Source organism: Pseudomonas sp. KD5, from assembly GCF_012932895.1.
In the GTDB taxonomy this organism is placed as follows: Bacteria; Pseudomonadota; Gammaproteobacteria; order Pseudomonadales; family Pseudomonadaceae; genus Aquipseudomonas.
Genome location: NZ_JDWJ01000002.1, coordinates 153286 through 173394 on the forward strand (window position 1 = coordinate 153286; position 20109 = coordinate 173394).

A 20109-nucleotide genomic window follows, 5' to 3' on the forward strand; every position below is an offset into this window, starting at 1 on the left:
GCGTCGTTAGTGCGAGTCTCATGTCAGCGTCCCGAGACTTCGACTCGTCCCGGGCTTCGCGGTACCTTGATAAAACCAACAAAAACGGAATCGCCAGGGTGATGAACCATCACGTAACCGCAGACAAGCCACCAGCGCTTGAAGTTATCCTCAACGAGCCCCAGCACAGCTTTCGTTGGTACGAACACGACTATCCCTTCGACCTGGCGCGCTGGAACCATCATCCGGAGTTCGAGATCCACTTGATCCGCGAAGGCAGCGGTCGGCTACTGGCTGGTGACTACATCGGCGTATTCGAAGCCGGGCATGTCGCCCTCATCGGCCCGGGCCTGCCTCACGACTGGATCAGCGATCTGGGCAAAGGCGAGGTGATTACCGGCCGTGACGTGGTGTTGCAATTCGATGGCCAGATGCTGATGCAACTGCGCGACAAATTCCCTGAACTCAGCGAGTTGCAAAACCTGTTTCGCCTGGCGGCGCAGGGCATCGAATTTCATGGCAATACCCGCAAGGAAGCGGCCCGACTGCTGGAAGAGATCGGCCAGTGCCACGGATTGCAGCGGTTGTGCCTGTTCCTGTCATTGTTGCAGTTGCTGGCTTCGACCCCCGACAGCGAGAGACAAACGCTTGCCAGCCTGCAATACGCGCCTATGCTCGACGCGTTGACAGCCCAGCGCATGAGCATTGTCTTCGACTACATCCTGAACGACCTCGCCGATGAGTTGCGCATGTCCGTCATCGCCCAGCGCCTGGACATGAACGAGCCGGCCTTCTCCAAATTCTTCAAGCGCGCCACCGGCCATACCTTCGTCGACCTGACGCGCAAGCTGCGAGTCCAGCGTGCCTGCCGTTTGCTGGCGCAAAGCAGTTTCAGCGTTGCCGATATCTGTTTTGAGGTGGGGTACGCCAACTTGTCGAATTTCAATCGGCACTTCCGCCATGAAATGCACGAGACGCCCAGCGAGTATCGGCAGCGGTTACAGCGTGCATCTTGCGGTGGGTAGCGCTTTCTGTGGCGCTGAAGTGTTAGTCTCGAAAGCAACCGGGTAGTGGCGTTAGCGCATCTGGAATTATTTTCTTCCAGTTCTTGACATGCCTTTCGAACCAGTCCAGAATTGCGTCCATTCCTGATTCAGGAACACGAAAACCCCTTAGATTTCAAAGGGTTGGAAGCTAGATTAGAATCTTGTTTCCAGATACGAGTTTACACGTTTGATGTTGTGCTACTGAACATCAGATGTTTGAGGCCGAATAGCAAAATGGTTATGCAGTGGATTGCAAATCCACCTACGCCGGTTCGATTCCGACTTCGGCCTCCACTTTAAACGAGCTCCGTAGATCCATGATCTACGGAGCTTTTTTATTTCCTCGGTCCTGCAAGATTTAGTCTTGAAAAGGATCCTTGCGAACTTGCTTCACCGGGGCGGGATGTATATATTTCCCCCTCTGTTGCACAAGCGTCAGAACTGCCAGGTCGTAACTGGTCAGTCTCCAGACTGCTTTACCGCGCTACCGCCCGAATGGCGAAACTGGTAGACGCATGGGACTTAAAATCCCCCGCTCGTAAGGGCGTGCCGGTTCGATTCCGGCTTCGGGCACCATCTAAAATCAAGGGTTTGCAGGCGAAAGCTAATGCAAGCCCTTGTTTGTTTCTGGTCCGCTATTTTGGATTTGGTCCGCAATTCACTTGGTAGGAGTGGCTTTCTTGCCCATGCGGTTCCGGATGTACTGCTCTGTCATTACCACGGTCTTGTGCCCAAGTTGATCTCTCGCCTGCATGATCTCACCGCTGGATTCGGCTTTGTCTGTGCCGGCTTTGGCTCGTAAATCCCGCATCTGAAATTCAGATTTCGCCACGCCGGCCGCTTCCCTGGCCAAATCAAACCTTCTCCGCAACATCGCCACTGTCATTGGTGTGCCATCCGCTGTAGCGATCAGTCGTGTCGAGCGGACCTTGTGTTCTGACTTTCGGGACATGATTCGATCAATCAAAACCTTCTACCCGCAAGCGTTTCCGCGAAGAGACGGCAGAGATCCCGATCGCTAACAGGGCGTTCCGGCTGCGTACGCTTGGCCGCATGGCTGCTTGTCAGGCGTACGTCCTGGAGGTCACCGCTGGAAGATAAGTTGATAGATCTGCAATCGAGCAGAAGTCGGATGGGGGGTCAATGAACTGCCGAGGATCTAGGAACTGGAACGTGATCAAATTTGGAAATCTCTTTGATCCAGAAGCGACGATATTTAGTTTGGTCTGGCGGCAGCGGTTTGTGATTTGACCAGGGGTGCTCAGTTTTCAAGCTGGCGCGGTATGCCTCCCACTCCTTCTCCTCAGCCACTTCCTTGGCCCTTTTCTCATCATCGAACCAGCCAAGCACATAAACTTCGCCCTGATCCATACCATGTTCGATCAGTAGATAGATATCTTTCATAAGCTTGAGCCTGCTACTCCACATTCTAAAATCCCCTAATGCTGGGGCATCGTTTTGACTATCGGCAGACACTTTCGATTATTGAGTTTTATCGTTCAATGGGGAGATTAGCTTCTGCTCCTGATTGCGCACGTTATCCACCCATGGTCAGGTTCTCCTGGCCGTGCTCTCAACGTAGAACAGTCTCTACTGCTTCAAGGCGAAACGTTACCAATCGTCAGCGACCAATTGAGCAATCAGCATATCGCCCGGATACTGTATTTTTGTCCAGTATGGTTAAGCAATGCAGTTCCTGATCGTACCCATGAGAGAGCGTGGTGTCGCCAGATCCCAAAGGGATATTGCCAGTGCCGAACCGGTAAGGGGCGATATCATTTTCTCCACTGCGCCGTCTGACATCCTGAAAAGAACGTCCAGCACCGCATCTTTGCGATATGGCGCCTGGCCAAGTGATAAGCCGCCGCTTCGACCGCTTCTTGATGCTCGTCTGACCAGTATGGCAACGCTCGGTTTCACGCTGAGTGGTCTGGAAGAGGTCGATGGTGTTCTATACGCGCAGTCTTGGTATTGCAGGGAGGTTTGATTGTTTCGGTCGGCAGAACGCCAGGGAAAGGGTGAACTATTGTAGGAATATCCAACGCTAAGTTATTGATTCTTATAGGGTGATGTGGCGTTTTTGTACCTCCTTCAATTCGCCTGTTTTTCTATATATATCAATTGCTTGCGTGAGATTTATCATGCAGGACCTTAGTTTTTATATCAGCCTCCGTTCTGTTGACCCAAGGACGATACGCCATGCTCACCCGGTGACCGCACGGTAAAGCCAGCGCAATACCAATTGGATATGGCCAAGACAGCAGTGAATATCAAGGGGGGAGGAGCGCTTTGGTCTGGTCGTGCCGCGTTGGGAAGGTATGTATGATAATGACCCTATCGTTCCTATAGTCCCTATCCGCCGCTCAGAACCGCCCCGACGAGGCTATTGCAGCGGTGCATTAGTATTAAGGGGTCTGCTTTATGGCCTATATGTCGTCCAAGCTCAGTGGTCAGTCGCCCGAAGTGTTTCACTTGGAGACTAGCGACACCAGTGGCTACGCCGTGGATTGGCACGCCCACGACTGTCATATGCTGCTGTTACCACGCCAGGGAGGGCTATTCCTGTCGACCGAAAGCAGCCAGACTTCTCACGTTTCGCCCCGGTTGTTTTCCTTTGTGCCGGCAGACTTTGCACACGCAACCCAAGCGGCTCCGGGGCGGGAGAAACATATGACCTTGTATGTCGATCCCTCTTACATCAAACATCAAGGACAGATGAACGGTTACAGCGGTTTCGCCAAACAGGTAAATCGATCGGGGATCTGGCAAGGAACCGAAGCTCTGGAAAGTATCTTGCGCCTGTACGACCAACTGCAATGCAGTGCATCCGCGGAGGCCTTTCAGCGCCAATTACCCCATCTCAATCATCTGCTCTTCGAGGAGTGCGCGCGGGTTATCGCTTGTCAGCAGACTCAGCCGCAGCCGAGTGAACAGCAGCAGGCGACGCTGGTTCGCGACATACAGCGCTACATTCAGGAGAATCTGGAAACAGATTTGGATATTGAGTCGATTGGGCATGAGTTTCACCTGTCCCGGCGACACCTTACTCGTATCTTCAAAGACATTACGGGCGAAACCCTGCTGGATTTCACCAACCGCACCCGAGTGGAAACGGCCGCCCGGCTTGTTTCATGCACTTCACTATCGATCCTCGAAGTCAGCCTCGCGGTAGGCCTGGACTCCCCCTCATACCTTGCTCGACTGTTCAAGCGCCACCTGGGCCTAACCCCAAGCGGGCTACGCAAACCCCGCTAACGATCTGGCCCAAACGGGCGCATGGACGGCCCGATCAAGCGCTTTCGCCAAAATGATGCTGGCCACAATAGACCTCGTCTCCAACATTGAGAGGTCACAATGAACGACGTGGACGTTGTAGAAGTCTTCAAGTCCAGCCAGGGAGGCGACAAACGGGGATCCATCGCAATCAGTGCCGCCGGGCTGGGCGCTGAGCAGATCATGACGATGGCTCCCGCCTATCTGCGATTCATAGCGACCAGTAACGGGCCGGGCAGGCTGAGTTATTGGCAGGAGCGAAAAGCAAAAGAAGTCATGATGGAAAACCTTGATTGCGGCATTCAGGTTTCGGCCGTAGCCAAGGAGTGTTCCTTGTCACGAAGTCATTTTTCCCGAGCTTTCAAGAATGCTACGGGCCACTCCCCACGTGATTGGCTTCAGCTTGCAAGATTAACCCGAGCGAAAGAATTCCTTGAGCAAACTGATTTTTCTATTACTCAAGTGGGCTTGGAGTGCGGGTTTGCTGATCAATCCCATTTCACCCGAATGTTCTCCAAGAAATTCAATATGACCCCAGGAAAGTGGCGAGCACAAAAAAAGTCCCAGCTGTAGGGGTGGATCCCCCCTGGAGAATCCATCAAGGCCACCACACCCGTCCGATTGTCAGTTGGACGGGTGTCGTGGGTGCTGCCATTGATAGCAGGCACTCCTTGTTGGTTTCCGGTCCGCTATTCTTGATAGCTTGAGCAGGCAAAATCCGAAGGGTCGAACCGATCGGTCGTGTCCATCCGAATACTTCGCAGGCCCACCGTTTCCAGGTGTGACGCGTATAAAGGCTCCGAAAAATAGCTGATCAGGATGGAGCGTCGGCGTGCGCCGATCGAGTTCAGACTGCCCGCATGCACTAAATCGGCATCAAACACCAGGATGTCACCCGCGGAGCCTGAAAGCTGCACGGACCGGGACTCGTCATTGAAGTCGAATGGCGGCGCTTCCTGGTCAGGGCGATGGCTGCCGGGAACGATACGTGTTGCGCCGTTCTCGGGGCCATAATCGTCGAAGTAAGCAATGGCGTTCACAATGTCGCCTGGCCGTTGGGCCGACAAGTCGCGGTGCAGCTGCTGATGACCGCCACCTGCAAGGGGCTCGCGACCCTCCACCTGCGAGAGGAAAAACCGCTCTCCGATCAGCTCTCCCACCACCGCCAGCAGCTCCGGCAGACGACACACCGCCTGAATCTTCGAATCAGAATCCAGCAGCGAATGGCACCAATCCATGCCACGCGGCACTGGCCATTGGTCCGCCGGCTTCACGCCGGCATCGAACACGGCACGAAGGTCACCCAGCCACTCGGCCGGGATCGCTCGACGGAGCAGCGCAAAGCCATCTCGATGGAGTTGTTCGCGGTCAGTCATGGATTCCTCAATTTCCTTGCCACCAACGCATCAAAAAACCCGCAGTTGCGCGCGCAACTGATGGACATCATAGAAGAACAAAATGGTCAGCCTGTTCTTCGCGCTCGTTCAGATCTGTTCCAGCAACCAGGTACGGAATGCGATAAGCGATGGCAACATCTCGTTGCGCGGCGGGTAGGTCAGGTAGTAGCTGCGTTGGCTGGCGAACGGCTGGTCGAGGCTGATCAGCTCTGCGTTGGCCAACTCGTCGGCCACTAGAATACGTGGCACCAAACCGATGCCGATGCCGGCCCTGACGGCCTGGATCAAGTGCGAGGTGAGTTCGAAACTCGGCCCCAGCCGCATCATTCGATGGGGCAGGCCGTGGTGGCTGAACCACTCGCCCCAGACGTTGGCGTTGTTTGCGACGTTGAGCAGTGTCTGTGCGCCAATGCGCTCCGGCGTCCAGGCGTCGTGGAGCTCGGCCGCTTCTGGAGAAATGATCACCATCAGTTCTTCGGTGTGCAGGCGATGGCTGATCAGGCCCGGCAAATCGGCATTGCCGACGACGATCGCGGCATCGATACCGCTGGTTTCGAAGTCGATGGCGTCGATCCGGGAATTGATGTGCACCAGCATGCCGGGATGGGTTTTGTAGAAGTCATGTAGGCGCGGCAATAACCACTTCGAGCCGAAGGTCGGCAAGGTCGCCAGGCGCAAGGTGCCGCTGCCGGATTGATAAGCCATGGCTTGCAACGTGGCGCTGCGGATGCGTCCGAGCGCTTCGCTCATTTCCCGCTGGTAGAGACGACCGACATCGGTCAACTGCACTTGCCGGCCTTCACGGCGAAACAGCGTCAGGCCCAGTTGCTGTTCCAGCGCCTGGACTTGCCGGCTCACGGCGCTTTGGGTCAGTGACAGTTCCATCGCGGCGCGGGTGTAGCTTTCATGGCGGGCGGCGGCCTCAAAGGCCAGCAGCAACGACATCGAGGGCGTGAGGTGACGGTAATTCATTCGTAAAAGTCATCGATAGCGGCAGGATTATCCGTTTGTCCGGCGCCAGAGCCTACAGGATCATTGGCGTAGCCGACGACCTGAGGCTGACCCATTAATGCTCAGGCGACAAGTGTTTTGATTTTTTCCATGATTAGACCGACAAGAGAACAGCCTGCGATGATCGCTCAGTTGCCCACCGTTGCACTCGCGGCAGACTACCCGGAATTTCTTCAGGCCCTGCGCGCCAGCGGCTTTCGTGGCCAGCTCAGCGCCGACTACGCCACCCGCACCGTGCTGGCGACCGACAACTCGATTTACCAGCGCCTGCCACAAGCGGCGGTGTTCCCCATGGACGCGGACGACATCGCACGCATCGCGACCTTGATGGCCGAACCACGCTTTCGCCAGATCAAGCTGACCCCGCGAGGCGGCGGCACCGGCACCAACGGCCAGTCATTGACCGATGGCATCGTGGTCGACTTGTCGCGGCACATGAACACCATCCTCGAAATCAATGTCGCCGAGCGTTGGGTGCGGGTGCAGGCGGGCGTGGTCAAGGACCAGCTGAATGCCGCGCTCAAACCCCATGGGCTGTTCTTCGCCCCGGAGCTGTCGACGTCCAACCGCGCGACCGTCGGCGGCATGATCAACACCGACGCCAGCGGCCAGGGGAGTTGCACCTATGGCAAGACCCGCGATCACGTGCTGGAACTGCACAGTGTGCTGCTCGGTGGCGAGCGCCTGCACAGCCGGCCTCTGTCCGACGCGGAGCTGGAAGTGGCATGCACGCAATCCGGCCGCATCGGCGAGGTGTACCGGACGGCGCGGCACATTCAGGAAACCCAGGCCGACCTGATCGAGTCGGTGTTCCCCAAGCTCAACCGCTGCCTGACCGGTTACGACCTGGCGCACCTGCGTGACGAGCACGGGCGTTTCAACCTCAACAGTGTGCTGTGCGGTGCGGAAGGTTCGTTGGGCTACATCGTCGAAGCCAAGCTCAACGTGCTGCCGATTCCCAAGTATTCGGTGTTGGTGAACGTGCGCTACAGCAGCTTCATGGATGCGTTGCGCGACGCCAATGCGTTATTGGCGCACAAACCGTTGTCCATCGAAACCGTGGACTCCAAAGTGTTGATGCTGGCGATGAAAGACATCGTCTGGCACAGCGTCGCCGAGTACTTCCCGACGGACGCCGAGCGCGCGACGCTGGGCATCAACCTGGTGGAGTTCAGCGGGGAAGACCTGGCGGACGTAAATGCTCGCGTGGCGTCGTTCGTGGAGCATCTGCAGGCCGACACGACGATTGAGCGACTGGGCCATACCCTGGCCGAGGGGGCCGAAGCCGTGACCCGCGTATACACCATGCGCAAACGCTCGGTCGGGCTGCTGGGTAACGTCGACGGTGAGGTTCGCCCGCAGCCTTTCGTCGAAGACACCGCCGTGCCGCCGGAGAAACTGGCTGACTACATCGCTGAGTTCCGCGCCTTGCTGGATAGCCATGGCCTGGCCTATGGCATGTTCGGTCACGTCGATGCCGGTGTGTTGCATGTACGTCCGGCGCTGGATATGAAAGATCCGGCCCAGGCCGCTCTGGTCAAGCCGATTTCCGATGCCGTGGCCGAGCTGACCCGGCGTTATGGGGGGCTGCTGTGGGGTGAGCACGGCAAAGGTTTGCGTTCGGAATATGTCCCCGAGTTTTTTGGCGAGCTGTACCCGGCGCTGCAATCGCTCAAGGGGGCGTTCGACCCGCACAATCAGCTCAATCCCGGCAAAATCTGCACTCCGCCGGACGCCGCCCAAGGCTTGCTCAAGGTCAACGAAGTCACGCTGCGTGGTGATCTGGACCGGCAAATCGACGAGCGCGTATGGCAAAGCTTCGGCTCCGCCGTGCACTGCAACGGTAATGGCGCCTGCTACAACTACGATCCCAACGATGCGATGTGCCCGTCGTGGAAAGCCACCCGTGAACGCCAGCATTCACCAAAGGGCAGGGCTTCATTGATTCGCGAGTGGTTGCGTCTGCAAGGCGCGGCCAATATCGATGTACTGCAAGCGGCCCGAGGCAAATTGTCGTGGCTGAGCGGGTTGCCAACGCGGTTGCGCAATAACCTGGCGCGCTCGCGCGGCGAGGCGGATTTCTCCCATGAGGTCTACGACGCGATGGCGGGGTGTCTGGCCTGTAAATCCTGTGCGGGACAATGCCCGGTCAAGGTCAACGTGCCGGAATTCCGTTCGCGATTTCTGGAGCTGTACCACGGTCGTTATCAACGCCCGCTGCGCGACTATTTGATCGGCTCGCTGGAGTTCACCCTGCCTTACATGGCCTACGCGCCAGGTGTGTACAACGCGGTGATGAGCTCGAAATGGGTGAGCCGTTTGCTTGAGCGACAGGTCGGTATGCTCGACAGTCCGTTGATCAATCGCCATAACTTGCAGGCCACGTTGACCCGCTGCAAGGTCGCTGTCGCCAGTGTGCCGGCCTTGCGCGAGCTCACTGTCGCGCAACGTGAGCGCAGCGTGGTGCTGGTGCAGGACGCCTTCACCCGGTACTTCGAAACCCCGTTGCTGGCGAGCTTCATTCAGTTGGCGCATCAGCTGGGTTATCGGGTGTTTCTGGCGCCCTATAGCGCCAACGGCAAGCCTTTGCATGTGCAGGGTTTCCTCGGTGCCTTCGCCAAGGCGGCGATCCGCAACGCCCATCAGCTCAAGACGCTCGCCGACTGTGGAGTGCCGCTGGTGGGGCTGGACCCGGCGATGACCCTGGTCTACCGCCAGGAATATCAGAAAGTACCGGGGCTCAACGATTGCCCAAAGGTCCTGCTACCCCAGGAATGGCTCTGCGATGCGTTGCCGGAAAATCCGCATCCCGCGACTGATACATTCCGTTTGTTGGCGCACTGCACCGAGAAAACCAATGTCCCGGCCAGCACTTCGCAATGGGAAACCGTTTTTGCCCGGCTCGGGCTCAAGCTGACGACTGAGGCGACCGGCTGCTGCGGCATGTCCGGAACCTACGGTCATGAAGCCCGAAACCAGGACACCTCGCGGACCATTTTCGAGCAGTCATGGGCCGGCAAGCTGGACAAAAAGGGTGAGGCGCTGGCGACGGGATACTCCTGCCGCAGTCAGGTGAAGCGCTTTACCAACATGCAATTACGCCATCCACTGGAGGTTGTGCTAGAGCGCATTGTTCAGCCCGTTCGCTGATGCAAACGCTGCGGCTGATTGCACGCAGCATCAGTTCCTTGGCGCGGCGCTCCTGCCCGTCGGACAGGGCGCCCACGGGCGCGCCAAGGTGCATTGATGGTCTGGATTCAGCTGTCAGGAGTGAGCCGGGTAATCCACGTATCCACGCTGATCGCCACCAAAGAAGGTGCTCGGATCCGGCGCATTGAGCGACAATCCGTCGCGAATTCGTCGTGGCAGATCAGGGTTGGCCAGAAACGGCCTGCCGAACGCGATGATGTCCGCGCGACCGTCGATCAAGGCCTGTTCCGCTGTCTCGGGGTCGTAGCCACCGGCGATCATCAGCACGCCGTCCCACGCTGCACGCAGTTGGCCGATGATTGCATCCCAGCGCGGATCGAAGTTCTCGTCCTTGACGGTGCCGACGACGGCAGGCTCGACGAGGTGCAGGTAGGCCAGATTCCACTGGTTCAACGAACGCACGATATGGCCAAACGTCGCTTGCGGCGTCTCATCACCCATGCCCATGAAGCGTCCCATTGGCGTGAGGCGTACGCCCACGCGCTCTGCGCCGACTTCGTCGACAACCGCAGCAACCACTTCCAATAACAGCCGTGCACGGTTTTCCAGGCTGCCGCCGTAGCTATCCTCGCGCTGGTTACTGTTGCTGTTGATGAACTGATCCAACAGATAGCCGTTGCCGGCGTGAATTTCCACGCCATCCATCCCGGCACTCAGCGCATTGCGCGCGGCCCGGCGGTAGTCGTTGATGATGTCAGCGATCTCCGAAGTTTCCAGTGCCCGCGGAACCGGCACATCGCCCCACACACCGTTGCCATCCGCGTCGACGATGAACGTTTTGCCCGGCACGGGTAATGCGCTTGGGGCCACCGGGAGGGCGTTGTCGGGCTGAAAGCTTGGGTGCGACACGCGGCCCACGTGCCAGAGTTGCATGAAGATCAAACCGCCGGCCTCGTGCACCTGGCTGCTGACTTCGCGCCAGGCCTGTACCTGCTCATCGCTGTAGATTCCCGGGGTCCAGGCATAGCCCTGGCCCTGTCGGGAGATTTGCGTCGCCTCGGTGATGATCAATGCGGCGCTCGCACGCTGACGGTAATACTCGGCGTTCATGGCCGTCGGGACATCGCCCGGTTGCCCGGCACGAGAGCGGGTCAGCGGCGCCATCGCCACTCGGTGCGGGAGTGTGTATGGCCCCAATGCGATGGGTTGGAACAGTTGCTGCGTCATAGAATTTCTCCAGGTTTCGAAAAGAGGGAGCAGGGCGGCGATGGACGTTTGGCCAGGCACCGTATGGCCGTAAGTTAATCCGCTGCATGCCGCTTGATAATCCGCATCAGCCTCTACGCTGCATTGCGTGAAACGCAACGCTGCGCAGGGTCAGGACGGTTGCTCTGAGCGGGTCAAAGGAAGGTTCAGCCAGCGTCGGCCGGTAGCGTTCGCCACGGCATTGCCGAGGGCGGCGGCCATCGGTCCCTGGACGATTTCGGCGGCGCCGAGAAACGGCTGTCCCGGCTGGTCGAGCAGGTGCACGTCGACCTTTTTCGGCACCTGCGAAAAGCGCAGGATCGGGTAGCCACTCCAGTCGTAGCTGCGTATGCCCCCGGCGTCATAGGCGACTTTTTCATACAGCGTCCAACTGGTGGACTGCACGATCCCGCCTTCCACCTGGTTGCGCAGTCCATCGGGATTGACGATTTGCCCGACGTCTACCGCCGTGACGACGTGATCGACCTGCACCTCGCCGGTCTGCGGATGTACGCGCAAGCGCACCGCGATCGCGCAATAACCCATGATGTTTTTATAGCGGGCAAACGCGAAGCCGATGCCCGCGCCGGGTTCGCTGCTTTTTTGCGACCAGCCGATGGCGTCGCGCACGCGCTCCACCACGGCCCGCGCCCGGGGATCTGCCAGATGCGCAAGGCGCAAGGCCACCGGATCGCTCCCGGCCCTGGCGGCAAGCTCATCGATGCACGCCTCGATTGCGAAGATGTTGATGTGCGCGCCCAGCGAGCGCATGGCAGAGGTGCGAAACGGCATCTCAGTGACGAAGTTCATGTTGATGCGCGTGGATGCCAGCGTGTACAGCGGCACGGCATTGCGATCGCCGTCGCCTTCAGGTTGAGCGATGGGCACCGAAGGCGCAGAGATGAACGGTCGGGCCAGCAGTCGCGCCGGCAGCAACCGGCCCGCGTTGACGATGCGTTCGTTATGCGGCGTGGTCCACAGTTCATAGTTCCAGTCCTGCAGTCGACCTTGCGCATCAAGATTGGCCTGCACTTCAGTCACCATCGCCGAGCTGTAGGGTTCCCAGAGATTTTCCTGCTCGCGCATCCACTGCACTCGCACCGGCGTGCCCGGTATTCGCATGGCAATCAACGCCGCGTCGGCCGCCGCATCGTCCGCGCCGTTGTGGCCGTAACAACCGGACCCTTCGGTGTGGATGCAGCGAACGCGGTCGGGCGGTAGCCGCAGCATTTCGGCGATCCCGGCGCGCAGCGGATACACGCCTTGGGTGTGGGTCCAGACGGTGAGGGTGCCGTCCTTGAACCAGGCCACTGCGCAGGATGGGCCGATGGAACCGTGCATCAGGTATTGCTTGGTCACGCGCGCTCGATAGCGGTTGTCGGTCGCTGCCTCTGGGGTGCCCTCGTGGCTGATCGGGTAGCGGCGTGAAGGCAGGCGCTCGAGCAATGTGTGGATGTCCCGTGACTCGGGTATCGCTTGTCCACCGCTCCAGTGCGCCGATTCATATCCGCGGCGCATGGCCTTGATCGCTTGCCATTCATCACGCGCCACCACGGCAAGGTAATTGCCGTCGCGAATCACCTGCACAACCCCGGCCAACGTTTTGATCGACTCCGCGTCGAAGGCTTCCAGCGTGCAGCCGGGACGAGGAGGGCGAATGACCCGAGCGTGCAGCATGCCCGGCAGACGAATGTCCTGAACAAATGCAGGGCCGCCGCTGACTTTTGCCGGAATGTCCAGCCGTTGCAGCGAATGACCGATCAGCTTGAAGCCCGTCGCTGGCATTGCCGGCGATTCGGACTTGGCATAGAGGTGCAAATCGACGTTTTTGACGGCGTCAGCGTAGGACATTCGTTGTCCGGCAGGACCGTGAATGGCGCCCTCCTGCGTCGTCAACAGTGCCGGCACAACGTCCCAGCTGCGCCCGGCCGACTGCAGCAATAACTCACGCACCTGCGCCGCCGCGTTGAACAACGCGGTGCCGCTGTCGAAAATGCTGTGGCTGCCGGCGGTGTAGCCTTCGTTGGGCGTCAGGGCGGTGTCGGCCGTCAGCAGGTTGATCGCCGTCGGCGAAACCTCCAGACGTTCGGCGGCAATTTGCAGCAAGGCTGTTTTGACGCCAGTGCCCAATTCGACCTTGCCGGTGTAGACGGTGATGCCTTCAGGGCCCACGCGGATCCACGCATCGAGGTAGGGGTTGGTGCGCAGGCTGCCGGGCAGATCAGGTGCCAGCACCACCGTGCCGAGGGTATCCACTTCGGTGTCGGCCCATGCACGACGCGCCGCCGGCACCAGGGTAAACGCCACCAGCAAGGCGCCCCCACGCAAGAAAGCCCGGCGACTGTGGTCGACTTTTTTCTCCATCGTCATGTCGCGCTCCCGTTTTGCCCGGCCACCAGGCTGATTGCCTCGATAATTCGCAGGTGGGTGCCGCAACGACACAGGTTACCTGCCATGTGCTCGCGAATGGTCTGCTCGTCCGGGCGCGGATTGCTCTCCAGCAATGACTGCGCGCGCATCAGCATGCCAGCGATGCAGTAGCCGCATTGAGCCGCCTGTTTGTCGATAAAGGCTTTCTGCAAAGGGCCGGGACGTTCGGCAGAACCGAGGCTTTCAACCGTTCGAACCTTTTTGCCTTCAAGGCCTGCGCAGGGCGTCACGCAAGAAAAGACCGGCTTGTCATCGACGATGACAGTACAGGCGCCGCACTGCCCCAAACCACACCCGTATTTGGCGCCGTTCAGCCCCAAATGATTGCGCAGCGCATAGAGCAGCGGCATGTCAGGTTCCAGCTCCAAGGCGTGGGCCGAGCCGTTGACGTTGAGCGTGACTTGGGTCATTTCGTCTCCTGACGGATCGCTTCAATAGTGGAAGAAAGCTCTGCCCAGGGTTGGTCAGGCCTGGCTTGCTGGCGCAGGTATGACGCCAGGGCTGCGAGTTGAATGTTGTCCAGGCTGGCGGCAAACGGCGGCATGACCGGTCCGGGCACGCCCGGAGTTGCCGGCACACCTTCGAGCACGGTTTTCAGGAAGTTGCGTGCGCTTGGGGCTTGCAGTGCCGAGGTGCGATCCAGCGCCGGACGCCCGTCGATCTCGCGCATCGGCGCCGCAGGGGCATGACAACCGGCGCAGGCACTGGCGAACAGCAGGGCGCCGCTGGTCTGGTCCAAGGTCTCAACGCTCCCGGCGCCGGGTTGGATTTCGGTGATCGCAGCCTTGGTTTGCAGGCTCAGCAAATACTCGGCAATCGCCTCTGCGTCGCTGACCGGCAAGCGAGCCAGACTGAGGCTGACCGGGCGCATCGGGCCTGCGGCTGTGCCGTGCCCATCCACCACTTCTGCCCGCAGATAGCGGACCAACTGTTCAGTGCTCCACGGGTTTGCGCGACGGGCCATGCCGAGCAGCGAAGGTGCCTCCCAGCCATCCACCTCACCGCCCGCGAGGCTTTCGCCAGACTTCTCGGCGCCGATCAGGTTCAACGGTGAATGGCAGCCCGCGCAGTGGCCGGGGCCTTCAACCAGATAACGCCCGCGATTCCACGCCTCGGATTGCTGCGCCACCGGCGTCAGCGGCTTTGCATGCAGGAACAGCAGATTCCAGAACGACACCAATGGCCGGATGTTCATCGGGAAATTCATGCGGTTTTGCATGGCCGGTGAGTTCACGGCAGGGCCGCTCATCAAGTACGCATACGCGTCGGCAATGTCGCCTTCGCTCATGCGCCGGTAGTGCACGTACGGGAAGGCGGGGTACAGGAAGTGGCCATCGCGGGCGATCCCTTCACGCATCGCCCGCTCGAACGCCGGCAGTGACCATTGGCCGATACCGGTCTGCGGGTCGGGTGTGATGTTGGTGCTGTAGAGCGTGCCAAACGGCGTCACCAGCGGCAGCCCGCCCGCCATGTATTGACCGCCCGGACGCGTATGGCACACCGCGCAATCGCCTGCTTCGACCACCCGCGCACCGCGCTGCAATTGCGCGGCATCGAACGTTCGCGGGCGCTCAATCGGCGCTATCGCCGGGCGCCACATCAGCATCGCTGCGCCGATTGCGCCTATCGAAGCGAGGACGGCCGTGCTGATCCAGAGGGGGCTGGATCTCAGGAAGTTGCCCTTCATGAGGATTTGAAGCGCGAGAGACACGCAGTGCGCATCGATGATGGATTCGGGGTCATGAACAGCTCCTTGAGCAACCGGGGAAGGGCGCTGATGGAGTGCCCTGCGCCAAGTGCCCAAGGGTAGAGAAGACGTAAGCGCCGGAGTATTGCCACGTCGCGCAATAGCGCTTTGCGCCAACAGCAACGCCGGGGTCGTTGCGGATGGCGCATCACTGCATTGCCGGGAGCACGGATTCTCTGCATCGACCCGAGCCCTTAGCCTTGGCATCACTTTCCCGAACTCAACGAGGTGTCATCATGCTCACGGGTAACCCCGCAGCAGCGGCCAAGGCCGAACAGCCTGCTTCACTCTCCGGCCTGATGGTCGCGTTCTTGGCATTTTGCTGCGGCGCGGTCGTGGCCAACCTCTATTACGCCCAGCCGATTGTCGAATTGATCGCGCCGCAGATCGGCCTGTCCAGCGCCAATGCCAGCCTGATCGTTTCACTCACACAGTTTGGTTATGCGCTGGGTCTGCTGTTGCTGGTGCCGCTGGCCGACCTGATGGAAAACCGGCGTCTGGTCGTGGGTTTCACCCTCGCGGCGAGCGTTACGCTGTTGTGTGCCGGGCTGACGCACTCGCCGTCGATGTTCCTCGTGTTTTCATTGCTGATCGGCCTTACTTCGGTTGCGGTGCAGATTCTGGTGCCATTGGCGGCGCATCTGGCACCCGAAGCCACGCGCGGTCGTGTGGTGGGCAATATCATGAGCGGGCTGCTGCTGGGCATTCTGTTGTCGCGTCCGCTGTCCAGCCTGCTGGTGGAAGTGTTCGGCTGGCGCGGGGTGTTTTACAGCGCGGCGGCACTGATGGCCGTCATCGCCCTGATCACAGCGGCTGCGCTGCCGCGCCGTGTGCCGACGCATCAGGCGACTTATGCCGCGCTGATCGGCTCGGTGTTTACCCTGGCTCGTCGTCATCCGGTGCTGCGTCAACGTTCGTTGTATCAGGGATTGTTGTTCGCAAGCTTCAGCCTGTTCTGGACGCTTGCGCCGATTGAGCTGATGCGTCACCACGGTTTCAGCCAGGCGCAGGTGGCGATTTTTGCCCTGGTCGGAGCGGTAGGTGCAGTCGCTGCGCCGATTGCCGGGCGCTTGGCCGATGCCGGTCACGGCCACCGCGGAACATTGGTCGCACTGCTGCTGGCACCGGCTTCATTGTTGATCGCTGCGCTGCCCGGCAGCAGCTACTTGTGGCTGGTGGTGTGTGCGGTGCTGCTGGATTTCGCCGTGCAACTGAACATGGTGCTGGGCCAACGCGAGGTGTACGCCATCGACCCGCACAGCCGGGCACGACTCAACGCCGTGTACATGACCAGCATCTTCGTTGGCGGTGCCTTGGGATCGCTGGTGGCGAGCCCGCTCTACGAGCACTTCGGCTGGAACCTGTCTGCCGCATCGGTGGCATTGCTCCCGACCCTGGCTTTGGTGATGTTCCTCGGTCGCAAGGCCAATGCCTGAGCGCCAGGCGCCGGGGAATCCGGTGAAGCACCGTCATACAAGACGGTTGGCGAACGGTGATGCACAATCACCACCGTTCCCTTTTGACCGGATTCCACTTATGGACAAGTTGCTGGCACTGAAGATGTTTGTTGAAACCGTGCGTTGCGGCGGTTATTCCTCTGCGGCGCGCAAGCTCGGCATCTCGACGTCTTCGGTCACTCGCCAGGTGGCGGGGCTGGAAAACGAGCTCGGCGCCAGCCTGCTCAACCGCACGACACGCAACACCAGCGTGACCGTCGCCGGGCAAACCTATTTCGAAAAGGCTGTGGCGATTCTTGACGCCATCGACGAAGCCGATGCCGTGGTTGCCGACCGTGGCAGCGAGGCGCAAGGACGCCTGCGGATCAGCGTGCCCGTCGAGTTTGGTCGGCGGATCATCGCGCCGCATCTGGGTCGATTGCTCGAGCGCCATCCGGGACTGGAAATAAGCGTGTCGTTGAGCGATCAGGTCAGCGACCTGCTGAGCGAACAGATCGATGTGTCGGTGCGTCTGGGATCGTCGGTGGTCAGTGAAGACATCGTCAGTAAACGGGTAGGGGCCTTCCAGCGCTGGGTGGTGGCCAGCCCGGATTACCTGAGCCGCCACACGGCGCCGTGTCATCCTCGCGACTTGCTCGAGCACCAATGCCTGCGCTTTGATTACGCTGGTTCGCACCAGTGCTGGACGTTCCAGGGCGACAAGGAAACCATCCAGCTCAATGTGCATGGCCGCCTGCAAAGCAACAACGCCGACATCCTGCGCGAAGCGGCAATCGCCGGCGGCGGGGTGACCCTGCTGGCCGACTGGCTGGTGCGCGACGATGTCGCCGCAGGCCGGCTGACGCGATTGCTGGAACACTACGAAGTCAATCCCGGCAGTGCGAGCAGCTGCATCAACGCGCTGTACTTGCCCAACCACCGGGGATCCAGCCGGATCAATGTGTTTATCGATTTTCTAGAGGAAATCCTCACGCCTGGCGTGTCAGCTATACAAATGGCTGGCCAGTAAAGCCACGCGGTAGCCGTTGCAGTCCAGGCATCTCGATCAGCCGTTGTACCCAGGATGCGCGCCAGTCATTGGCGGCATGGGTGGCTTTGGCTTTGCGTGCGGCCCGACGTGCGGCGTTGCGTTCGGCTTTGCGCGCTTCCTTGTACGCATCGGTGTTGCGGCAGCTTCTGCATTTCACCCGGTTCAATATGCTGCTGGAAGTCAGGTTGCTGCCTTTGTGCCCGCAGGCCAGGTGCCCGCCGACTTTGAAGTGAGTGACCATGGGACATTCTCCTTCGTGATGTGTAAGCGTTCGACACCTGGCGGGTGAGGGCGTTCGTTCGCGTTACGGCAGGCAAAAAAATGGCCCGCATGCGGGCGGGCCAGGGGATGTTTTCAAAGGAGCAGGTGAACTGTAGGAGGTGGCTTGTGAAGGCGGTGTGAAATGGCCGAAGGCACGAATAAAAAAAAGCCCGGCAAACTGGGCCGGGTTGGGATGCAGCGCGAGTCTGGCAGGCAGGCATAACCACGGTGACGAAGAGGTCACCGCTCAGGTGTGCTGAATTGGACTCTGTCCCTGGCTCAAATAACGCGGTCGCCTGATTTGAACCGAGGCAGTGGCGGCTCGACATGTTTGAGTGCAGACAACGCGCTGCGAATCTGCGGCGTGTCCTTCTCGATGTCGTTCAAGCGGTCACGAATCCTGAGCGCTGTCGGATGCCCCCCTTGATGATCGACCCAGTCGGCGATTTCCTTGCACGCAGCAGCAAGGCGGGCCTGACGGGAGTCAAGCAGGGTGAGCAGGGTGGCGATAGACTCTTTCTCGGACATGACAATCACCTCCGTTCAAGGATATCGGCTAAAGGGCAACAAAAAGCCCGCGGGGGAGCGAGCTTTCTGCCGATGGGTCGCTGGTCCTTCAGCTCCTTCAAGTATAGACCCGGAAAATGAAAGTGGCCGGCTTCAGGCCAACCCGTGCGACACCGGCGAACTGGCCTCGTTAAGCCTGCGACATTCGCGCCTGGCGTCCTCTTCAAGATCGTAACCGTCACCGATAAAGCCGCGAGTGCGGGTATCGATGATGCGATACCAGACGGCGGCGTCGGGCGGTGGATGGCCGACTTCTCCGGCCCGGCGGCCATGAACGATGATCTTGTTGCAGCGTTTCACAACGAAAATGTCTTCCATGGCGTCACCGAAGCTATTCGTGTTCAGATCAAGCATAGAAGCCCGTTGCGATCATGCAAAAAACTGGTGGGTCGTTCGTCGGTTCAGCGCCCCCTTGAATACGTCTCGGCGACGGGTTCAGGCCAGCACCGCCACCGCTTTGATTTGCGCCCAGAGTTGCTGGCCCGGGTGCACGCCCAGTTGATCCCGGGAGTAGCGGGTGATTCGCGCCAGCAGCGGTGTGCCGGCGGCATTCAGGCGGATCAGTACGTGAGCAGCGTTGTCGGCGCCGACTTCACTGATCACCGTGACCGGCAGGCGATTGAGGATGCTGCTCTGTTCGACGCCTTGCAGGCTCAGGCTGACATCCCGCGCCTGAACCTTGCAGCGCAATGCCTGGCCCTTGGTCATCGGCGCGTGGGCGACCCGAATGTTCAGGTCGGTGTCGGGCAGTTGCAAGGTCAGCAGCTGGTAGTCGGCGTCATAGGCGCTGACGTGCCCTTCGATCACCACGCCGGCGTCATCGCCCAGCGCCAGCGGCAGATCGAGCCGGGCCAGGGTTTCGCCGATGGCGCCGCTGGCCAAAGCCTTGCCGTTGCTGAGCAGGACGAGGTGATCGGCAAGCCGCGCGACTTCATCCTGGGAATGGCTGACGTACAGCACCGGGATGTCCAGCTCATCGTGCAATCGTTGCAGGTAAGGCAGGATTTCGTTTTTACGCTGGGTATCGAGCGCCGCGAGTGGCTCGTCCATCAGCAGCAATTTGGGGCTGGTGAGCAGGGCACGGGCGATGCCGATACGCTGGCGCTCACCGCCGGAAAGATTCTGCGGATTGCGGTCGAGTAAATGGCCAATCCCCAGCAACTCAGTGGCATGCGCCATGTCGACCCGCCGCTGTTGGCGAGGGATGCGCTTGAGGCCGAATTCTAGATTGGCCCGCACCGACAGATGGTGAAACAGGCTGGCTTCCTGGAAAACATAACCCAGGGCGCGTTTATGCGGCGGGACGAAAATCCGCTTGTCGCTGTCCTGCCAGACTTCATCGTTGACCTGGATAAAACCCTGCTCAGCCTGCTCCAGGCCGGCGATGCAACGCAGGCAGGTGGTTTTGCCCGAACCGGAATGACCATAGAGCGCAGTCACTCCACGGCCGGGCAATTGCAAGTCGATATCCAGGGCAAATCCCGAATAGCTCAGTTTCAAGCGCATTTGAATCATG

The 20109-nt window shown here is 59.7% G+C and carries 17 protein-coding genes, 2 tRNA genes and 2 pseudogenes; 9 read left to right on the forward strand and 12 right to left on the reverse strand.

Annotated features, from left to right (window positions below; all coding sequences use genetic code 11):
* Nucleotides 1-101: 101 nt before the first annotated feature.
* The 3 genes from AF70_RS04405 (at nt 102) to AF70_RS04415 (ending at nt 1601) form a co-directional block, all read left to right on the forward strand.
* Nucleotides 102-1004, forward strand: a complete 903-nt coding sequence (locus tag AF70_RS04405; RefSeq protein ID WP_028940682.1) for an AraC family transcriptional regulator — start codon at nt 102-104, stop codon at nt 1002-1004.
* A 241-nt stretch (nt 1005-1245) separates the two neighbouring features.
* Nucleotides 1246-1319 (forward strand) — tRNA-Cys (locus AF70_RS04410).
* Nucleotides 1320-1514: 195 nt separating this feature from the next.
* A tRNA-Leu gene (locus tag AF70_RS04415) sits at nt 1515-1601 on the forward strand.
* 82 nt (nt 1602-1683) lie between these two features.
* On the opposite strand, the pseudogene AF70_RS04420 reads toward AF70_RS04415, so the two are convergent.
* A pseudogene (locus AF70_RS04420) lies at nt 1684-1998 on the reverse strand (tyrosine-type recombinase/integrase); the annotation flags it as partial.
* 2 nt (nt 1999-2000) lie between these two features.
* Between AF70_RS04420 and AF70_RS04425 the strand changes: the two are divergent.
* Nucleotides 2001-2084: pseudogene (locus tag AF70_RS04425) on the forward strand (DUF2280 domain-containing protein); the annotation flags it as partial.
* A gap of 81 nt (nt 2085-2165) precedes the next feature.
* On the opposite strand, the gene AF70_RS04430 reads toward AF70_RS04425, so the two are convergent.
* A complete protein-coding gene (locus AF70_RS04430) occupies nt 2166-2429 on the reverse strand; it encodes a hypothetical protein (RefSeq protein WP_026286635.1) in 264 nt (87 codons plus the stop codon).
* Nucleotides 2430-3446: 1017 nt separating this feature from the next.
* Here AF70_RS04430 and AF70_RS04435 point away from each other — a divergent pair.
* Nucleotides 3447-4280 carry a helix-turn-helix domain-containing protein gene (locus AF70_RS04435; protein WP_019578769.1) on the forward strand — a complete coding sequence of 278 codons (834 nt, stop codon included), beginning with the start codon at nt 3447-3449 and terminating at the stop codon, nt 4278-4280.
* 99 nt (nt 4281-4379) lie between these two features.
* The gene (locus AF70_RS04440; protein ID WP_019578770.1) at nt 4380-4871 is read left to right on the forward strand and encodes an AraC family transcriptional regulator; all 492 of its coding nucleotides are present in this window, start codon (nt 4380-4382) and stop codon (nt 4869-4871) included.
* Nucleotides 4872-4987: 116 nt separating this feature from the next.
* Here the strand turns inward: AF70_RS04440 and AF70_RS04445 are convergent, their stop codons facing one another.
* Entirely contained in the window at nt 4988-5674 is a 687-nt protein-coding gene (locus tag AF70_RS04445; RefSeq protein ID WP_028940680.1) for a phytanoyl-CoA dioxygenase family protein, read from the reverse strand.
* 108 nt (nt 5675-5782) lie between these two features.
* Nucleotides 5783-6667: a LysR substrate-binding domain-containing protein gene (locus tag AF70_RS04450; RefSeq protein WP_028940679.1), complete on the reverse strand. Its 885-nt coding sequence runs from the start codon at nt 6665-6667 to the stop codon at nt 5783-5785.
* Between the two features lie 159 nt (nt 6668-6826).
* On the opposite strand from AF70_RS04450, the gene AF70_RS04455 reads away from it, so the two are divergent.
* Complete coding sequence (locus AF70_RS04455; RefSeq protein ID WP_028940678.1) at nt 6827-9856, forward strand: FAD-binding and (Fe-S)-binding domain-containing protein; 3030 nt, start codon at nt 6827-6829, stop codon at nt 9854-9856.
* 114 nt (nt 9857-9970) lie between these two features.
* On the opposite strand, the gene AF70_RS04460 is transcribed toward AF70_RS04455, so the two are convergent.
* The 4 genes from AF70_RS04460 to AF70_RS04475 all read right to left on the reverse strand — a co-directional run bounded on the left by AF70_RS04460 (nt 9971) and on the right by AF70_RS04475 (nt 15137).
* Complete coding sequence (locus tag AF70_RS04460) at nt 9971-11083, reverse strand: alkene reductase (RefSeq protein WP_028940677.1); 1113 nt, start codon at nt 11081-11083, stop codon at nt 9971-9973.
* Between the two features lie 150 nt (nt 11084-11233).
* Complete coding sequence (locus AF70_RS04465) at nt 11234-13471, reverse strand: molybdopterin cofactor-binding domain-containing protein (RefSeq protein ID WP_028940676.1); 2238 nt, start codon at nt 13469-13471, stop codon at nt 11234-11236.
* Nucleotides 13468-13941 carry a (2Fe-2S)-binding protein gene (locus tag AF70_RS04470; protein ID WP_028940675.1) on the reverse strand — a complete coding sequence of 158 codons (474 nt, stop codon included), beginning with the start codon at nt 13939-13941 and terminating at the stop codon, nt 13468-13470. The genes AF70_RS04465 and AF70_RS04470 overlap by 4 nt, the downstream gene beginning before the upstream one ends.
* Nucleotides 13938-15137, reverse strand: coding sequence for a cytochrome c (locus AF70_RS04475; RefSeq protein ID WP_231508977.1), 1200 nt, complete (start codon nt 15135-15137; stop codon nt 13938-13940). The genes AF70_RS04470 and AF70_RS04475 overlap by 4 nt, the downstream gene beginning before the upstream one ends.
* Before the next feature lie 377 nt (nt 15138-15514).
* Between AF70_RS04475 and AF70_RS04480 the strand changes: the two genes are divergently transcribed.
* Both AF70_RS04480 and AF70_RS04485 read left to right on the forward strand, forming a co-directional pair.
* Nucleotides 15515-16714, forward strand: a complete 1200-nt coding sequence (locus tag AF70_RS04480; RefSeq protein WP_019578778.1) for an MFS transporter — start codon at nt 15515-15517, stop codon at nt 16712-16714.
* Nucleotides 16715-16814: 100 nt separating this feature from the next.
* Nucleotides 16815-17744 carry a LysR family transcriptional regulator gene (locus tag AF70_RS04485; protein ID WP_018929053.1) on the forward strand — a complete coding sequence of 310 codons (930 nt, stop codon included), beginning with the start codon at nt 16815-16817 and terminating at the stop codon, nt 17742-17744.
* Here the strand turns inward: AF70_RS04485 and AF70_RS04490 are convergent.
* From AF70_RS04490 to modC, 4 genes are all read right to left on the reverse strand, one after another.
* Nucleotides 17722-18006 carry a hypothetical protein gene (locus AF70_RS04490; protein WP_019578779.1) on the reverse strand — a complete coding sequence of 95 codons (285 nt, stop codon included), beginning with the start codon at nt 18004-18006 and terminating at the stop codon, nt 17722-17724. The two genes, AF70_RS04485 and AF70_RS04490, sit on opposite strands and share 23 nt — an antisense overlap.
* A gap of 299 nt (nt 18007-18305) precedes the next feature.
* Entirely contained in the window at nt 18306-18554 is a 249-nt protein-coding gene (locus AF70_RS04495; RefSeq protein ID WP_018929055.1) for a hypothetical protein, read from the reverse strand.
* Nucleotides 18555-18686: 132 nt separating this feature from the next.
* Nucleotides 18687-18947, reverse strand: a complete 261-nt coding sequence (locus AF70_RS04500; protein ID WP_019578780.1) for a hypothetical protein — start codon at nt 18945-18947, stop codon at nt 18687-18689.
* An 81-nt stretch (nt 18948-19028) separates the two neighbouring features.
* A complete protein-coding gene (modC, locus tag AF70_RS04505) occupies nt 19029-20108 on the reverse strand; it encodes a molybdenum ABC transporter ATP-binding protein (protein ID WP_028940673.1) in 1080 nt (359 codons plus the stop codon).
* Between the last annotated feature and the right edge of the window lies 1 nt (nt 20109).